Origin of the sequence: Tolypothrix bouteillei VB521301, assembly GCF_000760695.4 — a bacterium.
Classification (GTDB): domain Bacteria; phylum Cyanobacteriota; class Cyanobacteriia; order Cyanobacteriales; family Nostocaceae; genus Scytonema; species Scytonema bouteillei_A.
This window is the reverse complement of record NZ_JHEG04000001.1, coordinates 8,205,887-8,231,081: the sequence shown is the minus strand read 5'-3', so window position 1 is coordinate 8,231,081 and position 25,195 is coordinate 8,205,887. Positions and strand designations below refer to the sequence as shown.

Annotated in this window: 18 protein-coding genes; 8 read left to right on the top strand and 10 right to left on the bottom strand. The window is 40.1% G+C overall.

All coding sequences use genetic code 11. From position 1 onward, the window contains the following. Positions 1-48 precede the first annotated feature (48 nt). From HC643_RS33655 to HC643_RS33625, 7 genes are all read left to right on the top strand, one after another. Positions 49-732, top strand: coding sequence for a Crp/Fnr family transcriptional regulator (locus HC643_RS33655; RefSeq protein WP_038072157.1), 684 nt, complete (start codon positions 49-51; stop codon positions 730-732). Positions 733-1,418: 686 nt separating this feature from the next. Continuing rightward, positions 1,419-3,200, top strand: coding sequence for a M61 family metallopeptidase (locus HC643_RS33650; RefSeq protein ID WP_038072160.1), 1,782 nt, complete (start codon positions 1,419-1,421; stop codon positions 3,198-3,200). A 107-nt stretch (positions 3,201-3,307) separates the two neighbouring features. Beyond that, complete coding sequence (rd, locus tag HC643_RS33645) at positions 3,308-3,469, top strand: rubredoxin (RefSeq protein WP_038072163.1); 162 nt, start codon at positions 3,308-3,310, stop codon at positions 3,467-3,469. A gap of 310 nt (positions 3,470-3,779) precedes the next feature. After that, the gene (locus HC643_RS33640) at positions 3,780-5,792 is read left to right on the top strand and encodes a PAS domain-containing hybrid sensor histidine kinase/response regulator (RefSeq protein ID WP_050046563.1); all 2,013 of its coding nucleotides are present in this window, start codon (positions 3,780-3,782) and stop codon (positions 5,790-5,792) included. A 405-nt stretch (positions 5,793-6,197) separates the two neighbouring features. Further along, positions 6,198-8,513 (top strand): CHASE2 domain-containing protein, encoded by a 2,316-nt coding sequence (locus HC643_RS33635; protein ID WP_050046564.1) that lies wholly within the window; start codon positions 6,198-6,200, stop codon positions 8,511-8,513. A 271-nt stretch (positions 8,514-8,784) separates the two neighbouring features. Further along, on the top strand, positions 8,785-9,597 hold the full coding sequence (locus tag HC643_RS33630; protein ID WP_038072166.1) for a DUF928 domain-containing protein: 813 nt from the start codon (positions 8,785-8,787) through the stop codon (positions 9,595-9,597). A 109-nt stretch (positions 9,598-9,706) separates the two neighbouring features. Further along, entirely contained in the window at positions 9,707-10,081 is a 375-nt protein-coding gene (locus tag HC643_RS33625; protein WP_050046565.1) for a hypothetical protein, read from the top strand. Positions 10,082-10,093: 12 nt separating this feature from the next. Here the strand turns inward: HC643_RS33625 and HC643_RS33620 are convergent, their stop codons facing one another. The 10 genes from HC643_RS33620 to HC643_RS33575 form a co-directional block, all read right to left on the bottom strand. Then, a complete protein-coding gene (locus tag HC643_RS33620; protein ID WP_082051864.1) occupies positions 10,094-12,862 on the bottom strand; it encodes a CHAT domain-containing protein in 2,769 nt (922 codons plus the stop codon). Further along, positions 12,859-15,300, bottom strand: coding sequence for a two-partner secretion domain-containing protein (locus tag HC643_RS33615; protein WP_050046566.1), 2,442 nt, complete (start codon positions 15,298-15,300; stop codon positions 12,859-12,861). The genes HC643_RS33620 and HC643_RS33615 overlap by 4 nt, the downstream gene beginning before the upstream one ends. Positions 15,301-15,489: 189 nt before the next feature. Continuing rightward, positions 15,490-16,995 (bottom strand): beta-barrel domain-containing protein, encoded by a 1,506-nt coding sequence (locus HC643_RS33610; RefSeq protein ID WP_038072169.1) that lies wholly within the window; start codon positions 16,993-16,995, stop codon positions 15,490-15,492. A 91-nt stretch (positions 16,996-17,086) separates the two neighbouring features. After that, positions 17,087-19,273 (bottom strand): peptidase domain-containing ABC transporter, encoded by a 2,187-nt coding sequence (locus HC643_RS33605; RefSeq protein ID WP_038072172.1) that lies wholly within the window; start codon positions 19,271-19,273, stop codon positions 17,087-17,089. Between the two features lie 657 nt (positions 19,274-19,930). Then, positions 19,931-20,326, bottom strand: coding sequence for a hypothetical protein (locus HC643_RS33600; RefSeq protein ID WP_038072174.1), 396 nt, complete (start codon positions 20,324-20,326; stop codon positions 19,931-19,933). A 147-nt stretch (positions 20,327-20,473) separates the two neighbouring features. After that, complete coding sequence (locus HC643_RS33595; protein ID WP_038073255.1) at positions 20,474-20,869, bottom strand: hypothetical protein; 396 nt, start codon at positions 20,867-20,869, stop codon at positions 20,474-20,476. Between the two features lie 146 nt (positions 20,870-21,015). Then, the gene (locus tag HC643_RS33590) at positions 21,016-21,411 is read right to left on the bottom strand and encodes a hypothetical protein (RefSeq protein WP_038072174.1); all 396 of its coding nucleotides are present in this window, start codon (positions 21,409-21,411) and stop codon (positions 21,016-21,018) included. Between the two features lie 147 nt (positions 21,412-21,558). After that, positions 21,559-21,954, bottom strand: a complete 396-nt coding sequence (locus HC643_RS33585; protein WP_038073255.1) for a hypothetical protein — start codon at positions 21,952-21,954, stop codon at positions 21,559-21,561. Between the two features lie 146 nt (positions 21,955-22,100). Next, positions 22,101-22,496, bottom strand: coding sequence for a hypothetical protein (locus HC643_RS33580; RefSeq protein WP_038072174.1), 396 nt, complete (start codon positions 22,494-22,496; stop codon positions 22,101-22,103). Positions 22,497-22,643: 147 nt separating this feature from the next. After that, positions 22,644-23,039, bottom strand: a complete 396-nt coding sequence (locus tag HC643_RS33575; RefSeq protein ID WP_038073255.1) for a hypothetical protein — start codon at positions 23,037-23,039, stop codon at positions 22,644-22,646. Between the two features lie 517 nt (positions 23,040-23,556). Between HC643_RS33575 and HC643_RS33570 the strand changes: the two genes are divergently transcribed. Beyond that, a complete protein-coding gene (locus HC643_RS33570) occupies positions 23,557-24,993 on the top strand; it encodes an AAA-like domain-containing protein (RefSeq protein ID WP_038073258.1) in 1,437 nt (478 codons plus the stop codon). Positions 24,994-25,195 lie beyond the last annotated feature (202 nt).

Genomic DNA, 25,195 nt, shown 5'->3' with positions numbered 1-25,195 from the left:
ACCAACCAATAACCTTCAATAACCTTTTATTTATTAAAGATATATTTCATGCAGACTGAGGTTTTTAGTGAACTGTTTCCTTTGATGAGCACTGCCAACCCCCAAACAATAGAATGGCTGCTCTCTGTTGCTATCGATCATGAATACCCGGCAGGAAGAGCTGTTCTCATGGAAGATGCCTGGGGTAATGCTCTCTACTTTCTGGTTTCTGGTTGGGTTAAAGTTCGGCGTACTGTAGGTGAAGATTCTGTCGCTATAGCAATTTTAGGTCGGGGCGATTTTTTTGGAGAAATGGCAATTTTAGACGAATCCCCTCGCTCAACAGATGTTATTGCTCTTTCTCCCGTAAAGTTGCTGAGTATTTCTAGAGAACGCTTTATTCAAATATTATTTAAAGACCCACAATTACATCATCGAATGCTGCAACTGATGGTTCGGCGGCTCAGGCAAATTAATGTCCGCTTGCAAATGCGTTCTTCTCCCCCAGCTGTCAAGTTAGCTCACACTCTTGTCACCCTAGGTGAAAGTTACGGTCAGTCTTTAGAAAATGGAAAAGAAATATATAACATTCCTTTCAAGGATTTAGCAGATGTTACAGAAATTAGTGTTGAAGAAACAACAAAAATTATGGAAAAACTACATGAAAAAGGCTGGATTAAAATCGATAAGATCGAACAGAGCATTTATTTAGCCAATTTTAAACAGTTAGTCAACTTAGCAGGTAAAGTCTAGTACGTGAGATCGCTACTACGGCAGAAGGCGCAAAAGCTTATTACTGAAGATTTTTTCTTATTGCTAATGGTAGGTTTATTTCCTCCGTACTCTACTAGTAATAAATAGCAAAATTATACCGAAGAAAGGCAGAAGGGAGAGATCGAAAGGTAATAAGTGTAATTTTTGTTGGAATGTACTGAGTGATGCAACAAAATCAATGCATAGCTTGATTATTAATAAAATATTAATTTTTTTACATTTTTGCACGATTTACCCTTACCATAATTGCCTTTTCAATGAACAGATAGCTTTTGTCAATGGTTCGCAATATAACAATCAAAATTTCTTCTGTATAAATTTGGTTGTCAAGAAAATCTTCTTAATTACAGATTTTCTTGTAAAGTAGATTTTTTATGGTACAGGCGTCTCGCCCGTATTTATATCCCACAATATCTGTCATTAAACAGATGTATTTTATATGACCAGTAAAATTCACATATTCTCTCCGATCTAAATTTATTCTTGAAGTAGTGCTATTAATGATAGAAAGTAATTGATTTTACCCAGTAAAAAGTATTGATTACTGTATTGGTAAGCAAGTTTTTTTACTTGAAGCTATTGACTGTTGACCATTGATTGTTGGCTAATGACTATTAACTAGTCACTTGTCACTAGTACCTAGATCTCCTAACACACAACCACTGATGACTAAAGCAACTGTACTGCAGAGCAATACTTATCAGCAGCAGACCGTCCCGACAATTCACTATCAAGTCGCGATGCCTCAACCAGAAGCGCATCTGTTTGAGGTGAATCTGCAAATTGCAGGCTACCTATCCCCTATCTTGGACTTGAAGTTTCCTGTATGGACTCCAGGTTCGTATTTAGTACGAGAATACGCCAGACATTTGCAAGATTTTGCTGCTATGACTCGAGACAAGCCTTTACCCTGGCAGAAAATTAGTAAAAATCATTGGCAAATCGAGACAAATGGTGCATCAAATATTACTATATCTTACCGTGTTTTTGCGAACGAGCTAACAGTAAGAACAAATCACTTAGATGGTAGCCATGGCTATTTTAATGGTGCAGCCTTGTTTTTTAGAATACCAGGTTTGGAACAATACCCAATTGAGGTAACTGTTGTACCACCACTCCCAGACTGGCGGGTGACTACAGCACTACCCCCAGTTCCAGAAAAAGAAAATTCTTTTCATGCTCCAGATTTTGATACTCTCGTAGATAATCCTTTTGAAATTGGTAACCACCAGTTATATCAATTTGATGTTTTGGGAAAGCCTCACGAACTCGCTATCTGGGGTAAAGGCAATTTCCACGTCCAGCAAATGATTGCGGATCTCAAAAAAATTGTCACTACAGAAGCAAAGATGTTTGGTGGGTTGCCATATCAAAAATACGTGTTTCTGCTGCATCTATTTAACCAAGCACATGGTGGTTTGGAGCATAAAAATTGTTGTTCGCTGATATATCAGAGATTTGGATTTCGCGATCGCGACAAATACGAGCGCTTCATGCAACTCGTTGCTCATGAGTTCTTTCACTTGTGGAACGTCAAGCGTATTCGTCCCCAAGCATTAGAAGTCTTTGACTACGACCAAGAAAACTACACGCCTTCTTTGTGGTTCTGTGAGGGGACAACAAGTTATTACGACTTACTGATACCCCTAAGGGCGGGAATTTATGACGCCAAATCCTTCCTTAGCAATTTGAGTAAGGAAATCACTCGTTATGAAACCACGCCAGGGCGGAAAGTACAACCTCTCTCGGAATCGAGTTTTGATGCTTGGATTAAACTCTACCGTCAAGATGCAAACAGTGGGAATTCCCAAATTTCCTACTATCTCAAAGGAGAGTTGGTGTCTTTGCTACTGGATTTGCTGATTCGTTCGCGCAATGCAAATCAGACCTCACTTGATGATGTCATGGTCAAAATGTGGCATCAATTTGGTAGAGATGAAATTGGTTATACTCCAGAACAATTGCAGGAAGTTATTGAGTCTGTGGCTGGGGTGGATTTGACTGATTTCTTTAAACGCTACATTGATGGTACAGAAGATTTGCCCTTCAATGAGTATTTAGAACCGTTTGGCTTGCAACTGATTGTGGAAACTGAGGAGGAGCCCTATTTGGGTATAAGAGTCAGTAGCGATCGCGGTCGAGAAATCATTAAGTTCGTAGAAGCCGGCTCTCCCGCACAATTAGCCGGAATCGATCCCGGAGATGAGCTGCTGGCTATTGATGGTTTGCGGGTAACGGCAAATGATTTGTGCGAAAGGCTCAAAGATTACCAACCAAACGATACCATTCAAGTCACTGTTTTTCATCACGAAGAACTGCGAACCCTACCGGTGACTTTAGCTCTTCCACGTCCGAGTAAATATCAGGTCAAACCCCAAGAAAAACCAACTACGATACAAAAGAAAAACTTTAATGGTTGGTTGGGCACAAATCTTAATAATTTGTAATAGTTAATTCGTAATTCGTAATTAAATGAATAAATTGCGAATTACGAATTAGAAACTATGAAGTAAGATTGAGGCAATAACAAACAAAGTATGGAAGGGAAGATAGCATGCAAAAGTACATATGCACTGTTTGCGGTTATGAATACGACCCAGAACAAGGAGATCCAGACAGTGGTATAGAACCGGGAACAGCGTTTGAGGACATTCCAGAAGATTGGATTTGTCCTGTTTGTGGTGCTAGGAAAGAAGATTTTGAACCTGAAGAGTAAAAATTCTTTATACCCAGATAAGAAACGTAAGATCCAGACGCTCGGTTTCTTTAAAAAGCAGGATTTTTGACGAAAAGCATATCACAGACACTTCATAAAATACTTCGGGTGGGCAATTACTACATCTAACTATTACTTGGCAATGCCCACAATACACTATTTAAAGTTTTTCATCAATCATTTATAATTTCTAAATTTCATTGAGTTGCTATACTGAAAATTCATTCCTTTGATACATATAGTTTTTTATTAATTACAATATTATTTTTATTTTGAATATTTTTTTTAGTTATATTAAGAAATACCAACGGTGACCCAATCCAAAGCCTCAAGTCGAGAACAGGAATTACTAGATACGATATTAGTCGTGCAAGAGCAAGCTCAACTTCTAGATTTAGCTCTTGACGCAATTGTAGTTCGAGATTTGGACAATCAAATTACCTTTTGGAATCAGGGTGCATGGGAAATCTATGGCTGGACGAAAGAAGAAGCCTTAGGAAAAAACTCTCATACCTTGTTGCAAACCAAATTACCCCAACCGATAGAAGAAATTGAAGCTGAATTGTTTAACACTGGACGTTGGCAAGGGGAATTGGTTCACACAAAAAAAGATGGTGATTCCATTGTTACAATTGGTCGTTGGGCTTTAAAACGAGATCGGACGGGACAACCAACAGCCATTCTCGAAATTAACCGCGACATCACTGCTCGCAAACGTGTAGAAGAAGCACTTCATCAAACCGACGAACGTTTAAAATTGGCTGTGAAAGCGGCTCGGATAGTGGCGTGGACGTGGAATGCAAGCACAAACATGATTTCTCGTTCGGAAACAGCCTGCGAAATATTAGGATTAACACCTGAAGCCCAGAGCGGTACGGGAGACGAAGGATGGAAGCTAGTTCATCCTGATGACTTAGCAACTCACCAAGCACGCGTACAAAAAGCAATTGATTGTAAAAGCAGCTATGTTTCAGAGTTTCGCATGATACGACCTGACAATGGTGTTACTATCTGGTTGGAAGATAGAGGTAAAGTCACCTACAATGCACGAGGAAATCTTGTCAGCATTGAAGGAATACTTTTTGATATTACAGAACGAAAACAAGCCGAAATCGCCCGCCAACAAGTAGAATTCGAAAAAGAACAACTGTTGCAGCGAGAACGAGCTTCCCGAGCAGAAGCAGAAGCAGCCAATAGGATTAAAGATGAGTTTTTAGCTATTCTCTCTCATGAATTACGCTCTCCTCTCAATGCGATATTGGGTTGGTCAACAATGTTGCGTACCCGCAAATTAGACCAAGCAACAACTAGTCGTGCTTTAGAAACTATTGAGCGTAATGCTAGAGTTCAAACTCAACTTATTGAAGATTTGCTAGATGTTTCTCGTATTTTGCGCGGTAAGCTGAGTCTAAATGTTTTAACTATTAATCCAGCTTCAGTAGTTGAAGAAGCAATTAACACCATGCGTCCTGCTGTAGAAGCAAAGTCAATTGAACTGTTGCTACACATCAACCCAAACGTTGGTATGGTTTTAGCCGATCCCAACCGTCTCCAACAAGTTGTATGGAATTTACTCTCTAATGCGATCAAGTTTACACCCCAAGGCGGACGGGTGGAAGTGATTTTGTCATCTTCCCGATCGAATTCCCACGCTCAAATCATTGTGAAAGATACGGGTAAAGGTATCAGTGCAGATTTTCTACCGCATGTTTTTGAATATTTTCGTCAAGCTGATGCTTCAGTCACCCGCAATCATGGAGGCTTGGGACTGGGTTTGGCAATTGTCCGTCACCTGGTTGAATTACATGGGGGAAACGTGAGTGCTGAAAGCCTCGGAGAGGGACAAGGCGCTACCTTTACTGTCAGGTTACCTTTACTGGATACTCAGTCAGTGTCAAACCGAGACAGCGATCGTTTAGAAAATTTTATCAATCTTGAAGGGATAAAAGTATTGGTCGTTGACGATATAGCCGACACGCGAGAATTTTTAGTGTTTGTGCTTCAACAATATGGAGCGATCGCAATGGCTGCAGCATCAGCAAAAGAAGGCTTCGCTTGTTTTGAGCAATTTAAACCCAATATATTAATTAGCGATATTGGTATGCCAGAAGAGGATGGTTATAATTTACTCCGCAAAGTGAGACAATTGCCACCAGAGATGGGTGGTCAAATTCCCGCAATCGCACTCACAGCGTATGTTGGAGAGGGGGATCGAAATCAAGCTATAGAATCAGGCTACCAAAAGCATATCCCCAAACCAGTAGACCCATCTGAACTCATTGCGATTGTTGCTGAGCTTTTAGCAGTGACTGGCAAGCGGTGACCTATTTCTTAGTCCTCACGTCCCGCACCTATTCCATATCGCTTTTAGCATCGGTTGGAATGCGTTCATTTGAGACTTCGTCTCCTACAGTGCAAAGCAGCGAGTCTGTAGCCCAGGAACGGAAGCAATTGCCCTCAGAATAGAATTCTGGGGCTACACAAACAAAGTCCACCTACGTGGACTTCTTATTAAGTCCGCATAGGCGTGATTTTAATCACAAGCATATTTTTTCCAAATTGGGATGCTCCCAATCAGGGCTTCTATTTTTTAGAAACCATAGAAAAAATATGTTCGGAAAACTTCAGATAATTTGGGGAAGATTGGGGGTTTAAGGTTAGGAGTTTTTTTTGAGAAATGTTGGAGTTATTGTTATTACTATAACTGGTTGTTTGAGGACAATTCCTGATGAGTACTGTACCCCACTCTGACTACAAATACCAAATAGGGGGAAGTTTACCTCCTGATGCTCCTACCTATATTGAGAGACAAGCAGATGTTGAACTCTACAACGCTCTGTTAGCAGGTGAATATTGTTATGTCCTCAATTCACGCCAAATGGGTAAGTCTTCTCTAAGAATTCATACCATGTTTAAACTGCACGAACAAGGAATTTGCTGTGCAGAAATTGAACTTAGTGGAATTGGCAGTCAACAGATTACACCACAGCAATGGTATGGAGGTATTATTCAAGAGTTAATCAGTGGATTTGAACTAAAAGTTAACCGTCGAAATTGGCTGCGCGAACAAAATGACTTATCGCCAATACAACGTTTGGGAGAGTTTATTGAAACAATTTTATTAAAGCAAATTAACAAAAAAATTGTTATATTTATAGATGAAATTGACAGTATTCTCAGTTTGAGTTTTCCTACAGATGAATTTTTCGCTTTTATTCGTAATTGTTATGATAAACGAGCAATTAAGTCAGAATATAGAAGACTTTCTTTTGTACTGCTAGGAGTAGCAACCCCTTCAGATCTGATTAAAGATGAATTTGCAACACCTTTTAATATTGGTCGAGCTATTGAATTGAAAGGTTTTCAATTTCAGGAAAGTGCAGCTTTAATGGATGGATTACTTGACAAAGTCAGTCATCCTGAGACTGCTTTAAAGGAAATTCTTTACTGGAGTGGCGGACAACCTTTTTTAACACAAAAAATATGTTGGCTGATTTCTCAGGAAGCAGAAATACAAACTCCTGAATCAATCGATCGATTAGTACGAACACGAATTATTAATGATTGGGAATCTCACGACCGACCGGAACATTTGCGGACAATTCACGATCGCATTTTACGCTCTCGTTTTCAGCAAAAGTTATTACACCTATATTTACAAATATTAAAACGGGGCAAAATCCCTGCTAAAAATAATTGCGAGCATTTAGAATTACGTCTATCCGGGTTAGTGAACTTGCAACAAGGACAGTTAGTTGTTAAAAACCCAATATATCAAGCCGTTTTCGATCGCAATTGGGTTAAGCAAAACACCAAAATCCCTGAAAATCGCTTCAATGTCCTTCCTATTAAAACTGTAACTGTGGCAAGTCTTTTAGTCACGAGTTTAACAATTGGAATGAGATCGCTAGGTTTTCTGCAATCTTGGGAACTGCAATCTTACGACCAATTGATGCAGTTGCGACCCGATGAGGGACAAGATGAAAGGCTTTTACTTGTTACCATTACCGAACAAGACGTACAATCTCAACCTGTTACAGAGCGAGGGGCTGCTTCCCTGTCCGAACGCTCGTTGACGAAGTTGTTAGCTAAATTAGAGCGATCGCAACCGCGAGCTATTGGTTTAGATATTTACCGTGAAATCCCTATAGGAGCAAATAACAGAGATTTAGCAATGGGGATGAAAAACAACAGCTTTTTTGCCATCTGTAAGTATGGTAACCCAGGCATTACACCGCCCAAAGAAGTGTCAAAAAAGAATCAAGGTTTTAATAATGTTGTTAGAGACGTTGATGATGTTCTCCGCCGCCATGTTTTAGCAGTCAGTCATGCCGAACCATGCCAAAACAGTTATGCTTTTAGTTGGCAATTAGCCACACATTACTTACTTAAGGAAAAAATTGAAAGCGGTTTCACTTCAGAGTCGTATTTAAGAATTGGTCAAACTGTCTTTAAAACTTTAGAAAAAAATACAGGTGGTTATCACAATATTAATACTAGCGGGCATCAAATATTGCTCAATTACCGCGCCGCCGAACCTATTGCTCGAAAAGTTACCCTGCAAGAAGTACTGAGTGATGGATTCAACCCCAATTTAGCCAAAGATCGCATCGTTCTCATTGGTACAACCGATCCCAGTTTTAACGACCATCGTTGGCGCACAACCTCTGGTAGAGGTCAAGGGTCAGTACGAAGTTTGACTGGTTTGGAAATTCAAGCACATATGGTCAGTCAACTTCTCAGCAGTGTATTGGATCGCAGACCGTTAATTTGGTGGTTGCCAAAACCACTAGAAATTCTCTGGATTGGGCTTTGGTCATTAGTCGGGGGTGCGATCGCTTGGTCTTTTAGGTCACCTGCAAGCATTCTACTAGGAGAAGCGATCGCAATTACAGTTTTATACGGCAGTTGTTGGGGTTTATTAGTGTTACAGGGCGCTTGGTTGCCATTAGTTCCATCTGCTTTTGCTTTGATAGTAACTGCTAGTGGATTAGTAATTATTTATACTGTACGATTCAAAACAAATTTTCAATCGATCGATTAAGAGTTTATTTAAAAACTATTGAGCCTACAAGATCCCTGACTTATGGGAGCAGTCGGGGATCTTAGAAATTTGGTAAAGAGGTGTCATCGATATTTCCTCCCGCACCTCGTTCCCAAGCTCTGGCTGGAAATACCTTCTTTAGAGGCTCTGCCTCTTAATATAAAGCAGTTCGTGACTGCCTGGGAACGACAGACGAGAAGTCCGGAATCAGATAATTTAAATTTGTAGTTCAAGTTATTGCGGTTAGCGTGAGATGCAATATTATTCCCATATGAAAGAATTACAGAAATTACAGTTAAAACAGTTATTGATTCTACCTTGGGTAATATGTGGCTGGAATCTCGTTTCCCTACCCTCACAAGCACAAGCACAAACCCAAATAATTACAAATAAAGCATCTCAGACAAAAATTCGTTTTATCCCACCACACAACGATCCACCCGATCGGGGAACGCCTCCAACAAATGACGGTACGGGAAGCCGAGGAGATTGCCTTGCTAAAAAAAACAAGCCTCCACTGACTCGTCTAGCAGGCAGTCATAACTTAAAATTAACCACAAAAGAACATCCTACTCTCTGGATTTATGTTCCTTATACTTCTGAGGAAGTGAATGATGGCGAGTTTGTCTTGCAAGATGGTGATACAGACGTTTATCGCACTCGTTTTAAATTAAATGCAACACCCGGTATTGTCAGTGTCAGTTTACCGTCAAGCGTTCCACCTTTAGCAGTTGGTAAAGAATACCGTTGGTATGTAGATATTAACTGTCCGAGTGCAACCTCCAAGAGCGAATCACTGACACCAGCTTCCTTAACTGGAGTCGTACAACGAGTCTCAGCATCATCTGAACTTCAAAAGGAGTTAGATACAGCAAAAACACCTCTAGAAAGAATTGCTGTCTACGCCAAACACGGTATTTGGTTGGAGACATTAACAGAATTAGCCCAACTGCGCTTAAAAGAACCACAAAATCCCAATCTTCAGAGTGTTTGGAGAGAACTGTTAAATGCTGAAAATGTTAACCTGGGAAAAATTGTACAAGAGCCTATTGTTGGTAGCGTGACAGCGATCTCCGATCGGTAAGTCGTTAATCTCCAACTTTTAAGTATGGAGATTGAATAATTCGTAAATAAATGTATCGCTTGGCAATGTGTATGCGTTTACAGTCATGTTATTTCAAAAACAGAAAATTATGAAAGTCAAAAAAATATCTCATATATCGGCCATAGGATTCTCTATTAGTGTTTTTGCAGCTTCTACTATTAGTATTTTTGCCAACACCTCTGTTGTTCAAGCACAGCAAACAACTAAATTGCCTCAAATTGCCACAGTCACGGGTATTACCAACGGTGATATTTCGTGCTATGTGGATTTAATAGATAGCAAGAGAAAAAAATACCAAGGACTTTACGCATCTTACGATATTTGTGCAAAGGAAAAAACTTATTTAAATAAGAAAGTGCGCTTATTTTACGGACCGGGAAAGGTTAATGATTGTCAGAGTGCTGAGCCCTGCGGTAAAAGCCGAACAGTCACCTCAATCAAGCGCATGCAGCTTGTTCGTTAAGTGTCTGCAAAATTACAGCCAATTTCCTACAAGAATAAACGATGCCCAATGATAAGGTCGGTTATAATCCGTGCTAGAAAACTCTGTTAGGAAAGCACGCTGGACATTTCGTAATGCTTCTGCTTTCATGATTTGAGGATTATTCAGTTCTTGATATAACTTAATCATAAATTGAGCAGTTGAGGCATCATTGACTTGCCACAAGCTAGCTAATGTACTGCGTGCGCCTGCTTTGAGTGCGACTCCTGCTAGCCCTAAAGCTGCTCGATTGTCTCCTGTAGCTGTCTCGCAAGCGCTAAGAATGAGTAATTCGATTGGTTTAGTACGCCTTTGAAAATCTAGGTTCAGTAAGTTATCAAAATCCTTAACTTTGATACGTTTTTGCCAATCTAAAATGAAAGTTTGCTCTGGATTTGAACTGAATTTCCCGTGAGTTGCCAAGTGAACGATATTATAGGGTTTAGAATTAATTTGTTGTTCGATATTTTGTTGGAGAAATTTTTGGTTTTCCAACATTTGAGTGTGCAGAACTTTTTGCTTGACGCCCTCTAGTTCTACCGCTACATTATTTATGGCTCCTAAACCTTCCTTTTCAAAACTGGGAGCATCTGTAGCACCTCCTACTAAAACACTTAGCGATTCTCTATGAAGTGGTTTGGGTTCGAGCAGTTGCAAACCAGAAGTAACACTCACGGCGTATCTTTCTATAAGGTATCTTGTTCCATCATGGAGAACTGCCATAGGTAAATTACGCAACGAACCATCTAGAACAAATATCAAATTTTTTACCTTGCTTTCCTCTCGATTTTTGGTATTTTCTAATTCAGTTTCAAAAGGTTTAATCAACCAATTATAAATTTGTTGAGCTTCTTTTTTTATCTGGTTGGGGCTGATGCTGCGTCTTTTTAAAGATTGTCGCAGTCGTGTGACTGCTTCGTCTACTTGAGTGTTAGAAACATTTTGATGACCGTAATGACGTAAGTTATCGGTGCCTGGTAATTTGATAACCACTTCCAAACGGTCTGGCAAAATAATTGGATAGATAACAGCTGCATGGGGATCGAGATCGTCAATTTTGACTTGTTCTGGTTTAGCACAAGCATCGCCAAAAAAGTTATCGAGTTCTGCTAGCTGGAGTGCTTCCATAACGTCACGGGCTTGAATCAAACGATCGCGATTGGGATTTGGATCTCGCAAAAGTAAATCGACTAACTGTCGGTAGACTGGTTCTACAGTTTCTCGGAAGGAAAATTGTACTTCGGGACTGAGGACGACTAAATCGCCCCGTAAATTATTAAGAGTCTTAAAAGCTTGAGTGTAGTAACTTACTGCTTGAGCGTCAGCATTTTTGCTGCGATGCGTTGTCTCTGCTTGCTTTTGAAGCAACCGCCCCATTTGCCACTGCCAGCGATAGGCAATATCTGGTGCATTTGTCGCCTGAGCGATCGCTAAAGCTGATTGAGTTAATTCAATTGCCTTTGACTCGTCTAAAGTTTTTTCATATAACTCACCAAGCGTACCCAAAGCATATGATTCTGCTCTTCGATCTGTTAAACTTCTAGCTTGATCGATAGCAGTATTTAATATTTGAGTTATATCCTTTTTGTTTTTTGGTTCTTTACTTTCTTGTAACCATTGGATTAAATTTTTGGCAAAATGTACGCGTGCATATATGGAAGATCTGCTCTTAGGTAATCTCTCTAAAGAACTGCTAATTTGTGGTAGCAAAACTGGAAAAGAGGAATATTGCTGATTTTCCAGCAATATCGAAAATTGGTTAATTTTTGCTTGAACTTTTATCTGTTGTGAGATGGCAATATTAGCTGCTTGTTGATAGTCATTTAAAGCTTTCTGAGTGTAAGTCTGAAAATTTTCTTCATTTTTTAATGCTTTTGCATTTTTCGCTAGAGCTATTTCAGTATTGCCCAAACTCAATAAAACTTTACTTTGAAATTCAGGCGATCGCATTTTTTGAGCTACTTCTAGCCCCATCTGTAAAATTTTCTGCGATTGTTCCAAATCTCTTCCTTGACGGCGAATTTGACCGAGATTTAGCAAACTAGCAAATTTGAAAGAGGGGTCGGTTTCTTGATAAATTTCTTGTTCTACTTGAGCAATTGTTCGATCGGCGCGACGGGAAAGACCTAAAACTTGTAGTGCCAAAGCTTGATTGAGTAGACTCCCAAGAATCCCCAAGCGATCGCGAATTTGCCTGTAAAGTTTTTCTGCATTTTGCCAAGATTCCAGAGCAGTTTCAGCATTGCCTTTAGCCAATTGTAAATGTGCTTGAGCGTTCAAAGTTAAAGCACGAACTTGGATTGTATCTTTACGTTCGGGCAAGCTTTTTAACAAAGATAAACTATTATGAATAGAATTTTCTGCTGCTTGAAATTGCCCTAATTTGTGTTGAGCTAAAGAAGCAAAACTGAGTGCTTGAGCTTGGTTGAGAGTCTCCCCTGTTGCTGCGTATATTTGTACTGCTTGTTGTAATGTTTTTGTTGCTTCAGCAAACAATCCTTCTTCGTAGTTTTTTTTACCTGCTTGCATTAATGCGATCGCAGATTGCTGAGTGACTCCAGGTTGCTGTGCGATAGCAGAAAACAATATTGGACTGTGCAGGCTAAAGATGACGCTTAAAGCCGCAAGCAAAATAATTTGAAGAATTTTTCTGTTCTTATTAATAAGCTGCAAAATACGTGACTTCCTAGAGCTCGGCAAAATTCCCAACTGCTTCAACAAATTGGGTAACTGAGCAACTTTAATCTTTTCATTAGACTTCATAAGTTTGCCCTCAACCGCTGACAATCTAAAGGAGATAGCCAAGTTCCTTGAGGTGTCACGACAGCAGGCTGAGCTGTGAGAACCACCGTACCATTTGCACTCATAACCCAACCTTGAGCTTCAATAATATTTATAGGTTGAAGTTCTTTTGAATTTGGTTGATAATTTCTTGCACTCTCTGTTTTTTCAGATAAAGCCTGTGGCTGTACGATGCGCCAATCTTCCCACCCAGCATCAGGATTGAGGGTTTCATGAGGAGAAGGAGGTAAACCTCCACGTCCGGTTATGGTAAATTTACTTCCGCGATCGGCTGCAACACAAAGGTCCTGACGAATTAATCCACTGACATCGACGATATCCATTGGCAATTCAACCAACATTTTGGAAGGGTCAACGTCAGGCGTGTTGATGGTAATCTGACCGCTTAAAGAAGGGTTTTCTTGTGAAATAGCAGTGATGTCATTACTGAGCAGCCGACTCGGATCTGTATCGCCAGCTTGACTCGTTCCCAATAAAGTTTGGAGTTGTTCTCGGCTGCGTGGTTCTAACCCAAAAATACTTTGGGCTGTAATTTTCACATTACCGCCACTCCCACTAAAAGCATTGGCGGTGATATCGCTATTTTCATTGGAGACAGCTACGATGAAATTTGTATTAATGTTAATGTTTCCTCCATCTCCTCCTGCTTGTGCTGAACCTGCTGTGGTGGATATTAAACTATTACGGCGTAAAAGCAAGATATCTTGCACTTGTAGTGTAATATTTCCTCCCTGACCGGAAGCAGTAGCTGCAGTAATTTGTCCTTTATTATCCAAACGAACGGATCGAGCTGTTACGTCTAAAGTACCTGCACCTTGAGCTCTAGCATTTTCACTTCTACTACTTACAGTCACTACTGCGCCATCTCTCACAGTCAAGTTTCTGGTTCTAATTGTTAGATTTCCACCTTGTCCCGTAGGAGAATCAGATTCTCCCTGTCGGTTAACTTCTCTCAAATCTCTGCCCACTTCGGCTACTATTCTGCTGCGAATTTGCCCGTTTGTATTGAACAATTCCACAGAATCTGAGGCATTGATTTCTACACTTCCCCCATTACCTGCACTAAAGGTAGACGCAGAGAGTTCTGCTCCATCCCGAATCACCAAATTTTTAGTGTTGATAGCTAAATTTCCTGCGTCTCCAGAACCTGTTGTCTGTACGGATATGCCACTAGAACGCAGCCCTCCCATGGCGTTGAAAATACCAATCAATTCCACAGAATCAGCAGCATTGACCGTTATATTGCCTCCCTTTCCTTGACCTGCATTGCTAGCTGATATTCGTCCTCCCGGTCGGATAATCAATTGTCTGGTGTTGATTGTCAGTTCCCCAGGGATGTCCCCGACTTTTCGATTGTCAACAGACAGGGAACTGGGAAATCGTCGGTTATCTCCAAGATTGTCAGCAGTTGTCCCGCCGAGTTCTACTAGATCTGAAGCGGTTACGGTCAACTTTCCGCCAAAGCCCTTTTCCAAGCGAGTCGCTTCAATTTGCGAACCCTCCCGAAGCACTACTCTTTTGCCTCTGATTTCAATCTCACCGCCACCCTCGCCACTAGCATCAATTGCTGTGGCTCCGGACAGTTGAATATCTCCAAAATTAGCAACACCTTCATAACCTAAAGAAAAACCTTTTTGCACAGCAGTCAAACTGACATTACCAGTACCCGCAACGCTACCCAACTCGATTCTTCCTCCTGCAGTTTTCAATGTCCCACCTTCAAAAGTGACATCTCCACCTACTAGAGCTAGCGTTCGATCGGGTTGCGTGCGTAAAGCATTATTTGTATCAATGATTGGATTCTCCTGTCTCCTTAAACCTCGACCATTTCCCCGAACTAAAATTCCTTGGGAATTGCTTGTAAATTGCAAACCAATTGGAACGCTAACGGTTAGCAAGGGAGAGTTTTGGGAAGCTGTTGCACTGAATTGCGTATTATCGGCAAAGTTCAGACCACTAGCAGTACTTGCAATGAATGACCCTTGGATATCTAATCTGGCATTTTGACCAAAAATCATCCCATTGGGATTGATGAAAAATAAATTTGCACTGCCATTGACACCTAATGTTCCTAAAATGTTTGAGAGTTTAGTGCCTGTGACTCGAGTAATAATGTTTGTAATTCCTGCGGGATTGTTAAAATAAACTCTTTGCCCTTCGTTAATATTAAATTCTTGAAAACTATGAAAAAGATTGCTACCTCGTATTGCTCCCCCGTCTATGCGATCGCCTCTCACTCCTTGTCTAATTCCAACATTTGGCGCGAGCGATGAGCGTTCTGACCCTAAAGTTTCATCTGGATTAATCTGAGCCGATACACAGTTTTCAGAGACAATATTGACAAAACATACTGTTAATGTATGTGTAAAAGCGATCGCATATTTAAGGACTTTAGGCATAGTTTCATAGGAAATACAATAGCTATCTCAATCCAACTCAAAACTTTCTTTAAGAATCCAACTCTTTGGCAATATGGCAAGTATATTTAATTATGATTTTAGCATTGAAGGCGTACTATACCCGTACAAATTAAATAGTAGTGCAATTGCTGTAAGCCATCTACCTACTTACAATTGCTGCAAAATATTTTAAAAATCAGCAATTAATTTTGCCTTTCTCATGAAGAATTGTAATACAGTTTCTTCTCGAGAGATAATATCTGCTCTGCCTTGCATGCCCAAAGTTATGAGGCATTGACTTTTGCCTTGAGCTAGCACCAAGTTTTCTGGTTCTATACTAACCTCGTAGAAAGCACCACCCGTTACCATCTTGCTAGCTGTAGTGCCACTATTGGAGTTAGCACCTTGGGCTTGAGGGGAGATGGCATCTGGAGAAATAGCTGTGACTTTTCCTTTTAGAGTACCGTAATCTGGATGAGGACACGCAGATATCCGCAGGTGAACTTGTTGGCCAACTTTGACTTTACTCACTTCCTCTGCACTGACCGAACTCTTAGCGACTAGTTTTGAGTTGCTCGGAGCAATTTGGGCAATTTCTTCTCCCGAGCGCACGGTTTGACTGGAGTTCCGCAAGCTGAGTTTGAAGATAGTCCCGTCAGATGGGGCTGTGATAATTGTTTGTCTGATATCCATTCCCACTTGTTGCAATTCGCGGACATCGCGATCTAACTGTTTTTGGGCTTCAATCCTTTGTGCTATCAGAGCTTGGCGTTCTTTATCCAATGTAGCCAAGCTAGCTTTTCCGGCTGCTTTTTCTTGGGCAATACGTTCTGTTGCGATCGCGATTTCTGATTGGCTGGGATTTAAAGCGACTTTTACTTTTTGGCTTCTAGCAATAGACGCAGAAACAGCTTGTTCGAGGCGAGCAATAGTTTGTTTTTGTGCTTCAACAGCTGCTTTGTGTCCTTCCACTGCTTGTTCTTGTTGGCTAGCAGCGAGTTGTGCTTCTTCTAACTGGTCTTTTGATAGCGCTCCTACTTTAGCCGCCATTTCATATCGATTTTGTTTGGAGCGTGCAGCTATCAAAGCTGACCTAGCCGCATTTAAATTTGCTTGCGCCGATCTTAACTCTGCATGAGCCTTGCGTAAATCCTCTTCAGAGATGCCAACATTTGCTTCAGCTTCTTGAACTTCTGCAACAGTAGTCATTCTTTTATCTTGGTACGATCGAACGCGCCCACTCAGTTCAGCTTCAGCAGAAGCAATAGTGCGGTTTATACGGTCAGTTTCAGCATGGATTTGATTGTTGAGAGCGCGAATTTGGGAGTTAATTTGAAAAAGTTGTAACTTTGCTTGTTGAATACTGCTTTGCAGTTGACTTTTTTTAGTTTGCAGGCGGGAGTCGTCAATAGTGGCTATAACATCTCCTTTTTTAATAGGTTGATTTTCTTGAACTGAAATTCCTATAATTTGACCTTCTGTTGCTGCTTGAACAATTCGCAGTTCACCTGCTGGACGGATAACAGCTTCTGTTTTAACAACCTCTTTATATTTACTAACAGAAGCAACTGGAACTGCTAAACATATGACACCTAAGATGAACATTCCACCGTAGGTTGTCCAGCGACTCATGGGGGGCAGAAAATCGTTTTCTTGGGTGAAGGATAGAGAATCGGATTTGAAGTGGCTAATCATAAGATTTTAGATTTTAGATTTTAGATTTTGGACTTTAGATTTTGGATTGTGCAAGCTTTTACACTGTAGGAAACTAGCAAAACTCTAAGATTTACTGCTCGCCGATCGCTGCTAACAATGACCTTTGAGTGCTAACATCTTCTAGGAAGTGTAGGTGTTCGCCAGGGATTTGTCGGAGGTATTCTGGAGTTCCTTGGATTTTTAAGCGACCTTGTTCGAGGACTACAATCCAATCAGATCTTTCAATGACTTTGGGGCGATGGCTGATCGTAATTGTGGTTTTACCGCGTCGGTGGTGTAACAGTTTATCTAATACTTCGGCTTCGCTAACTGGGTCAAGAGCACCAGTTGATTCATCTAAAATAAGTACGGGGGGATCGGTTGCTATTGCTCTAGCTATAGCCAATCTTTGCTTTTGTCCGCCGGAAAGATTTGCCCCAAATTCTCCTAAAACTGTTTGATATTTATCAGGTAGTTTGTTGATAAATTCATCTGCACCAGCAATTTGGCAAGCTTGTACAATTTGTTCAAAAGTAATGTTGGGATAACTGAAGCGGAAGTTGTCAATAATTGAGCGGCTCCAAAAGTGTGCTTCTTGAGGTACGAGAACGATTTGCTGTCGCAAGCATTCTAAAGATAGGTCTTGTTGGTTGTATATGCCATAAGAGACATTACCCGATTGAGTCTGATATAAAGCAGTTATTAATTTAGCTAAAGTGCTTTTGCCACAACCTGATTTACCAACTAAAGCAATGACTTGACCGCCGGGGATAGTGAGAGAAAAGTCTTGCAGTAGGTCTACTCTACCCGCATGGTGGAAGTTGAGGTTGGTGCAAGTGATATCTGCATTACTGGGAATTTGAACCCACGGTTTTTTGAAGTCGTTTTCGTCTTCTGCAGTGGCGTCAATAACTTCTGTCAGGCGCTGAATAACAACTTGTGCGGTAATAAATTTATCAACTAAGCCAATTGCCGAACTTAAGAAACCGAGAAAGTTACCGCTCATACCATTGAACATTAAGAGTTGACCAATGGTTAGGGTATGGTTGATAACTAAATAACTTCCTATCCAAAGTAAGGCAATATTGGTGAATGTGGAAATCAGACTGGTGATAGTACCACTGTATAACCCCAGTTTCATCGTACTCCACCCTAGGTTTGCAAGGCGACCGTAATTTGTTTGATACTCTTCCCACGCTTGGGGAGTTGCTTGGGTTGTTTTTAGCACTTGGACGCCACGAAAAGTTTCTACAAGAAAACCTTGATTTTCTGTTCGTAAAACGATAGATTTGCGGGTTTTATTCCGCATCATTGGGACAAAAAGCAGATTAATGCAAGTCAAGATAAGAAATGCAACAAAGGAAGCTATGGATAGTTGCCAACTGTAGAACAGCATAATTCCCAAGGAAACCACAGCGATAAAGAATTGGCTGGGTAAACCGAGAACAATTTGGGATACAAGAGCATTGATGGCATTGACATCAGAAATGCGGCTGACAACTTCCCCACTGCGACGCCCTTCAAAATATGACAGGGGTAAGTGTAAAAGTTTGCGTCCGTATTCTAAAATTAACCCGAATTGCAAGCGCTGACCAAAGTGACCGATGAGGTGGGATTGTACTAATGCGATCGCGCTCCTAATAAAATTCATAGTAATAACCCCAATTGCCACCGTTGTTAGCAATTGAGTATCTCCCCTCACCAACACATCATCAGTTAGTAACTGCATCATTAAGGGAGAAGCGAGGGAGAGAAGACCGATAGCTATATTAATACCAATTGCCTGAGCAAGAATAAAGCGATAAGGCCAAGTACGGGCAAGAAAACGTCCAAAACCACCAATTTTATCTTCTGGTTGTTCTAGAAAACGGCTGTAGTCTGGTTCTAGCAAGAGCATGACACCATTAATCCAACCCGTCATTAACTCTTTACGAGTGAGGTAACGCATACCAAGACTGGGGTCAGCAACAATGTATTTTTTCCCTTTTTGACCGTACAATACAACCCAGTGATATCCTTTCCAATGAATAATTGCGGGTAAAGGGACTTCGTTTAAACGCTCAAGCATTTCAGGATTAGCTTTTACCTGACGAGCATTAAACCCCAGTGCGTCTGCACCCCGTTTCAAACCCAGTAAAGAAGTGCCTCGCGAACCAGTTCCCACGGCTTCCCGCACCCGACTGATGGCAAAAGTACGTCCGTAATATTTGGCAATACTGGCAATACAAGCAGCACCGCAGTCTTCTTCGCTGTGTTGTAGAACAACTTGATATTTCATAATTGATAATAAGTATTGGTGTCCAAAAAATATTTGGGAAATTTTCGGTAAGATTGTGAATTCTATGCCAGAAAGCTTTTTGACTGCTTTCTATTGTTAGTATGATTGATAATTTTGTATAGAAGTTGAGCTAAATTCAGAAGCTGCTCAATTCATTTTTGGTTCCATAGGTCAGAAAAAGTCAGAAAATTCAGGGAAGTTTAGGTTTGCCCTGCTTCCTCGTAGGGATTCAATACTGCAAGGGCTGAGAAAATTGTCGAGTGAGACAAGCAGGGGTGCAGGGGTTGCACCTTTGTGCAGGGGAGGAAAAAAACGCTCTTTTCGACAAGTAGTGCGTAGGGATTTAGTACAAAAAGGCAGAAGTCCGGAGGAGCCACTGCGGTGGTGAGGCAACGCGCTCTTGGGTAGTTTACCCATGAGCGATTGCTGTGCGTGGTTTCACAGGCTACAGTAAGTAGCATGGCAGAAAAAGCAAAAGCTTGTAATATAAGCCATTACTAAAGGTTACACGATTTCAGCCGATATCTACTAGAGTCAGTATATTTAAGTTAAAATAAATACAAAAATTAAAAACTTTTTACGTGGATTTTACAGATTGATAAACCCGGTATTGGACAAATACCGAGTTTATTAAAACACCAATGTTATGTTCTAAATTTAAACAGAGTAAACATCATAGACAAGTTTGTAATTAGCGCCTTCCCTAGTGAAAGAGAGTTCCAAATCTGTTCCTCTTTGCCAAGAATAAATTTTGTTTTCTCCTAAAAATTCATCATTACTTGGCCAAGAATCATTTTCCCAAAGAGACAGTGTATCAGAGGTACCACTGATATCAAATGTTTTGCCAACATCATGATAACCAACACCAGCACCATCTTTAGACCAAATCGTTTTGCCATCAACTTTTAAGTAAGGTTCATCTCGAGGCCATTCTTGCGTGTCGTAGATTTGAAAATATTTGAGGTTAACTCGGGCAGTTCCACCACTGAGGGTTGCTCCTTCTTCTGCAGTCATTTCAGTAAACAGTTGTGCTTGAGAAATAGAAGTAGACATTTTTGACTCCTTAATTTTTCTGGTTTGAGTTTTTGGGTTTTTCGTTGGAAAGCCTGTTAGCTTTCCAGCGTTAGTATGTTTGAGAATTGGTTGTGTAGAATTTACTCTAGTAAGTTGATGGCTTGAGAAACTAGAAATTAACCTACTTTAAACAGAGTAAACATCGTAGACAAGTTTGTAATTAGCGCCTTCCCTGGTGAAAGAGAGTTCCAAATCTGTTCCTCTTTGCCAAGAATAGATTTTGTTTTCTCCTAAAAATTCATCATTACTTGGCCAAGAATCGTTTTCCCAAAGAGACAGTGTATCAGAGGTACCACTGATATTGAATCTTTTGTTCACAGTATGAATGCCAACACCAGCACCATCTTTAGACCAAATTGTTTTGCCATCAACTTTTAAGTAAGGTTCATCTTGAGGCCATTCTTGAGTGTCGTAGATTTGAAAATATTTGAGATTAACTTGAGTGGTTCCACCACTGAGGGTTGCTCCTTCTTCTGCAGTCATTTCAGTAAACAGTTGTGCTTGAGAAATAGAAGTAGACATTTTTGACTCCTTAATTGTTTTGGTTTGAGTTTTTGAGTTTTTGTTGGAAAGCCTGTTAGCTTTCCAGCGTTAGTATATTTGAGAATTGGTTGTGTAGAATTTACTCTAGTAAGTTGATGGCTTGAGAAACTAGAAATTAACCTACTTTAAACAGAGTAAACATCATAGACAAGTTTGTAATTAGCGCCTTCCCTAGTGAAAGAGAGTTCCAAATCTGTTCCTCTTTGCCAAGAATAAATTTTGTTTTCTCCTAAAAATTCATCATTACTTGGCCAAGAATCATTTTCCCAAAGAGACAGTGTATCAGAGGTACCACTGATATCAAATGTTTTGCCAACATCATGATAACCAACACCAGCACCATCTTTAGACCAAATCGTTTTGCCATCAACTTTTAAGTAAGGTTCATCTCGAGGCCATTCTTGCGTGTCGTAGATTTGAAAATATTTGAGGTTAACTCGGGCAGTTCCACCACTGAGGGTTGCTCCTTCTTCTGCAGTCATTTCAGTAAACAGTTGTGCTTGAGAAATAGAAGTAGACATTTTTGACTCCTTAATTTTTCTGGTTTGAGTTTTTGGGTTTTTCGTTGGAAAGCCTGTTAGCTTTCCAGCGTTAGTATGTTTGAGAATTGGTTGTGTAGAATTTACTCTAGTAAGTTGATGGCTTGAGAAACTAGAAATTAACCTACTTTAAACAGAGTAAACATCGTAGACAAGTTTGTAATTAGCGCCTTCCCTGGTGAAAGAGAGTTCCAAATCTGTTCCTCTTTGCCAAGAATAGATTTTGTTTTCTCCTAAAAATTCATCATTACTTGGCCAAGAATCGTTTTCCCAAAGAGACAGTGTATCAGAGGTACCACTGATATTGAATCTTTTGTTCACAGTATGAATGCCAACACCAGCACCATCTTTAGACCAAATTGTTTTGCCATCAACTTTTAAGTAAGGTTCATCTTGAGGCCATTCTTGAGTGTCGTAGATTTGAAAATATTTGAGATTAACTTGAGTGGTTCCACCACTGAGGGTTGCTCCTTCTTCTGCAGTCATTTCAGTAAACAGTTGTGCTTGAGAAATAGAAGTAGACATTTTTGACTCCTTAATTGTTTTGGTTTGAGTTTTTGAGTTTTTGTTGGAAAGCCTGTTAGCTTTCCAGCGTTAGTATATTTGAGAATTGGTTGTGTAGAATTTACTCTAGTAAGTTGATGGCTTGAGAAACTAGAAATTAACCTACTTTAAACAGAGTAAACATCATAGACAAGTTTGTAATTAGCGCCTTCCCTAGTGAAAGAGAGTTCCAAATCTGTTCCTCTTTGCCAAGAATAAATTTTGTTTTCTCCTAAAAATTCATCATTACTTGGCCAAGAATCATTTTCCCAAAGAGACAGTGTATCAGAGGTACCACTGATATCAAATGTTTTGCCAACATCATGATAACCAACACCAGCACCATCTTTAGACCAAATCGTTTTGCCATCAACTTTTAAGTAAGGTTCATCTCGAGGCCATTCTTGCGTGTCGTAGATTTGAAAATATTTGAGGTTAACTCGGGCAGTTCCACCACTGAGGGTTGCTCCTTCTTCTGCAGTCATTTCAGTAAACAGTTGTGCTTGAGAAATAGAAGTAGACATTTTTGACTCCTTAATTTTTCTGGTTTGAGTTTTTGGGTTTTTCGTTGGAAAGCCTGTTAGCTTTCCAGCGTTAGTATGTTTGAGAATTGGTTGTGTAGAATTTACTCTAGTAAGTTGATGGCTTGAGAAACTAGAAATTAACCTACTTTAAACAGAGTAAACATCGTAGACAAGTTTGTAATTAGCGCCTTCCCTGGTGAAAGAGAGTTCCAAATCTGTTCCTCTTTGCCAAGAATAGATTTTGTTTTCTCCTAAAAATTCATCATTACTTGGCCAAGAATCGTTTTCCCAAAGAGACAGTGTATCAGAGGTACCACTGATATTGAATCTTTTGTTCACAGTATGAATGCCAACACCAGCACCATCTTTAGACCAAATTGTTTTGCCATCAACTTTTAAGTAAGGTTCATCTTGAGGCCATTCTTGAGTGTCGTAGATTTGAAAATATTTGAGATTAACTTGAGTGGTTCCACCGCTGAGGGTTGCTCCTTCTTCTGCAGTCATTTCAGTAAACAGTTGTGCTTGAGAAATAGAAGTAGACATTTTTGACTCCTTAATTTTTCTGGTTTGAGTTTTTAGTTTTTTTGTTGGAAAGCTTGTTTGTTGCTTTCTATTGTTAGTATGATTTATGCTTTTGGAAAAGAGTTTAGCTAAATTCAGGAGTGTCTAAATTAATTTCTATTCCAACAGGTTAGAAAAAGTCAGGAAATTCAGGTAAATTCAGATTAGCCTCCCAATTTGAGCTTTAAAACCTATGGGTTTATCGCATTAATTGTGCAGAGTAGGACTGAGTTGTCATTCTCTCGTTTCTCTCGTTCCTAGGCTCAGCCTAGGAATGCATTACGCGAGGCTCCGCCTCGCAGTACAGGAGGCGGAACTGCCAAAGGAGGTATTCCCAGGCTCAGCTACCGGAACAAGAGAGGAAAAATTGGTTGACTCATCAGAATTAATGCGGTGAACCACTAAGATTGCTATATGTAACACTAGTATTGCGTTATCAACCCAAGCTCTTGTAGCTATATCTGCTCTGGCGATAAAAATTCTTATTTTCAAACGAACTATGGAATTTAATTTAAACGAAGCTATTGAAACGGCTAATCAAGTTATACATTCAAAATTCAACAGAAAATTAACAGATCTTGAAATTGTAATTTTGAAGGGAGCGTGGAACCGTGAGGATTATGACACAATTGCTGCCAAACAACAATATGCTACAACTTACATTAGTCAGGATGTAGCGCCCAAGTTTTGGAAACTATTAAGTGATGCTTTGGGAGAAAAAGTTAAGAAAAGTAATTTTAAGGAAGCTTTAAAAAGGTATTGGGAGAAACCATCTTACGGTGCAGTCAATCAAGATTTACCAGTCTCAGCAAGAAAAAAAGAGAACAAACAGACTTCTAGAAACATTGCTAGCGATCGAGAAGACTATCTAGAACAAAATACGCAAATTCACCAAGAACGCAGTCAAGCAGGGAGGAACGAAGTTGCACAAATGGAAGTTTATGTGGAGCGTCCTCCTATAGAAGCGCTCTGCTACGAACATCTTTTACAACCAGGTTCTCTCATTCGGATCAAAGCCCCGAGTCTCATGGGGAAAACATACTTGATGACCAGAGTTTTGAGTCAAGTGACAGAACAAGAAGATTATCATGTTGTTTACTTGAGTTTTAAACTGGCAGATCGGAGCATACATTTCACTAACCTGAATAAGTTCTTGCGTTGGTTTTGCATAAATATTAGTCGCGAACTTCGGTTACCTACAGAATTGGATGAATATTGGGATGAAGAAGGTATGGGTTCTAAAGTCAGTTGTACAACGTATTTTGAGGAGTATCTCTTAACTGAACTGGAAAACCCCCTTGTGCTTTGTTTGGATGATGTGGATTTACTTTTTCCCTATCCTGAAATTTACGAAGACTTTTTTGGGTTATTGCGTTCTTGGTATGAAAAGGCAAGAAGTCGCAGGCTTTGGCAAAAACTACGATTAGCTATCCTACATTCAACAGACGTTTACATTCAACTCAATATTAATCAATCCCCCTTTAATGTCGGGTTACCCATTGAGTTGACTGAGTTTACTCAAGAGCAAGTCTTAGCATTGTCTCAGCAACACGGGCTTGAAATGGCTACAAATTCAGTTGTACAATTAATGGAATTATTAGGAGGGCACCCCTACCTGCTAGAATTAGCTTTTGCTCATCTTAAAGGTCATCCGGAGATAACAGTAGATCGACTTTTAGCGGAAGCACCGACTGAAGCTGGTATTTACCGCCCTCATTTATGGAAATATTGGTTAGATTTGCAAGAACGTCCCAAATTAGCAGCTGCTTTTCAACAAGTGATTGATACAACTCATCCCGTACAAATAGAACCTATATCCGCTTATCAGTTACAAAGTATGGGATTAGTAAAACTTTCTGGCAATCAAGTACAACCTCGTTGTAATTTGTACCGACAGTATTTTCAGATGCGTTTGAGCAGTAGCGAACAAACATAAAAAATCCCACCCGTGCAAGACGGTGGGAATAAACTACTTTCTTGGAAAATTTCATTCTTGACCTATAAAATTGGCAGTCAAGCGGTTGAATAAAATGCAACGATTGCTGTAAAAAGCAAGGAAAAGAAAAGATTTTCTACTCTATCTACCCCTTTTGGTCGTGAATTTTCCTTAGATGGAAAGTAGATTGGTGAGCCACTCG

What these genes read in the sequence shown, in the direction of transcription:
- HC643_RS33655 (WP_038072157.1), top strand. Translation starts at nt 49, where the DNA reads ATGCAGACTGAGGTTTTTAGTGAACTGTTTCCTTTGATGAGCACTGCC.
- HC643_RS33650 (WP_038072160.1), top strand. Translation starts at nt 1,419, where the DNA reads ATGACTAAAGCAACTGTACTGCAGAGCAATACTTATCAGCAGCAGACC.
- rd (WP_038072163.1), top strand. Translation starts at nt 3,308, where the DNA reads ATGCAAAAGTACATATGCACTGTTTGCGGTTATGAATACGACCCAGAA.
- HC643_RS33635 (WP_050046564.1), top strand. Translation starts at nt 6,198, where the DNA reads ATGAGTACTGTACCCCACTCTGACTACAAATACCAAATAGGGGGAAGT.
- HC643_RS33630 (WP_038072166.1), top strand. Translation starts at nt 8,785, where the DNA reads ATGAAAGAATTACAGAAATTACAGTTAAAACAGTTATTGATTCTACCT.
- HC643_RS33625 (WP_050046565.1), top strand. Translation starts at nt 9,707, where the DNA reads ATGAAAGTCAAAAAAATATCTCATATATCGGCCATAGGATTCTCTATT.
- HC643_RS33620 (WP_082051864.1), bottom strand. Translation starts at nt 12,862, where the DNA reads ATGAAGTCTAATGAAAAGATTAAAGTTGCTCAGTTACCCAATTTGTTG.
- HC643_RS33615 (WP_050046566.1), bottom strand. Translation starts at nt 15,300, where the DNA reads ATGCCTAAAGTCCTTAAATATGCGATCGCTTTTACACATACATTAACA.
- HC643_RS33610 (WP_038072169.1), bottom strand. Translation starts at nt 16,995, where the DNA reads ATGATTAGCCACTTCAAATCCGATTCTCTATCCTTCACCCAAGAAAAC.
- HC643_RS33605 (WP_038072172.1), bottom strand. Translation starts at nt 19,273, where the DNA reads ATGAAATATCAAGTTGTTCTACAACACAGCGAAGAAGACTGCGGTGCT.
- HC643_RS33600 (WP_038072174.1), bottom strand. Translation starts at nt 20,326, where the DNA reads ATGTCTACTTCTATTTCTCAAGCACAACTGTTTACTGAAATGACTGCA.
- HC643_RS33595 (WP_038073255.1), bottom strand. Translation starts at nt 20,869, where the DNA reads ATGTCTACTTCTATTTCTCAAGCACAACTGTTTACTGAAATGACTGCA.
- HC643_RS33590 (WP_038072174.1), bottom strand. Translation starts at nt 21,411, where the DNA reads ATGTCTACTTCTATTTCTCAAGCACAACTGTTTACTGAAATGACTGCA.
- HC643_RS33585 (WP_038073255.1), bottom strand. Translation starts at nt 21,954, where the DNA reads ATGTCTACTTCTATTTCTCAAGCACAACTGTTTACTGAAATGACTGCA.
- HC643_RS33580 (WP_038072174.1), bottom strand. Translation starts at nt 22,496, where the DNA reads ATGTCTACTTCTATTTCTCAAGCACAACTGTTTACTGAAATGACTGCA.
- HC643_RS33575 (WP_038073255.1), bottom strand. Translation starts at nt 23,039, where the DNA reads ATGTCTACTTCTATTTCTCAAGCACAACTGTTTACTGAAATGACTGCA.
- HC643_RS33570 (WP_038073258.1), top strand. Translation starts at nt 23,557, where the DNA reads ATGGAATTTAATTTAAACGAAGCTATTGAAACGGCTAATCAAGTTATA.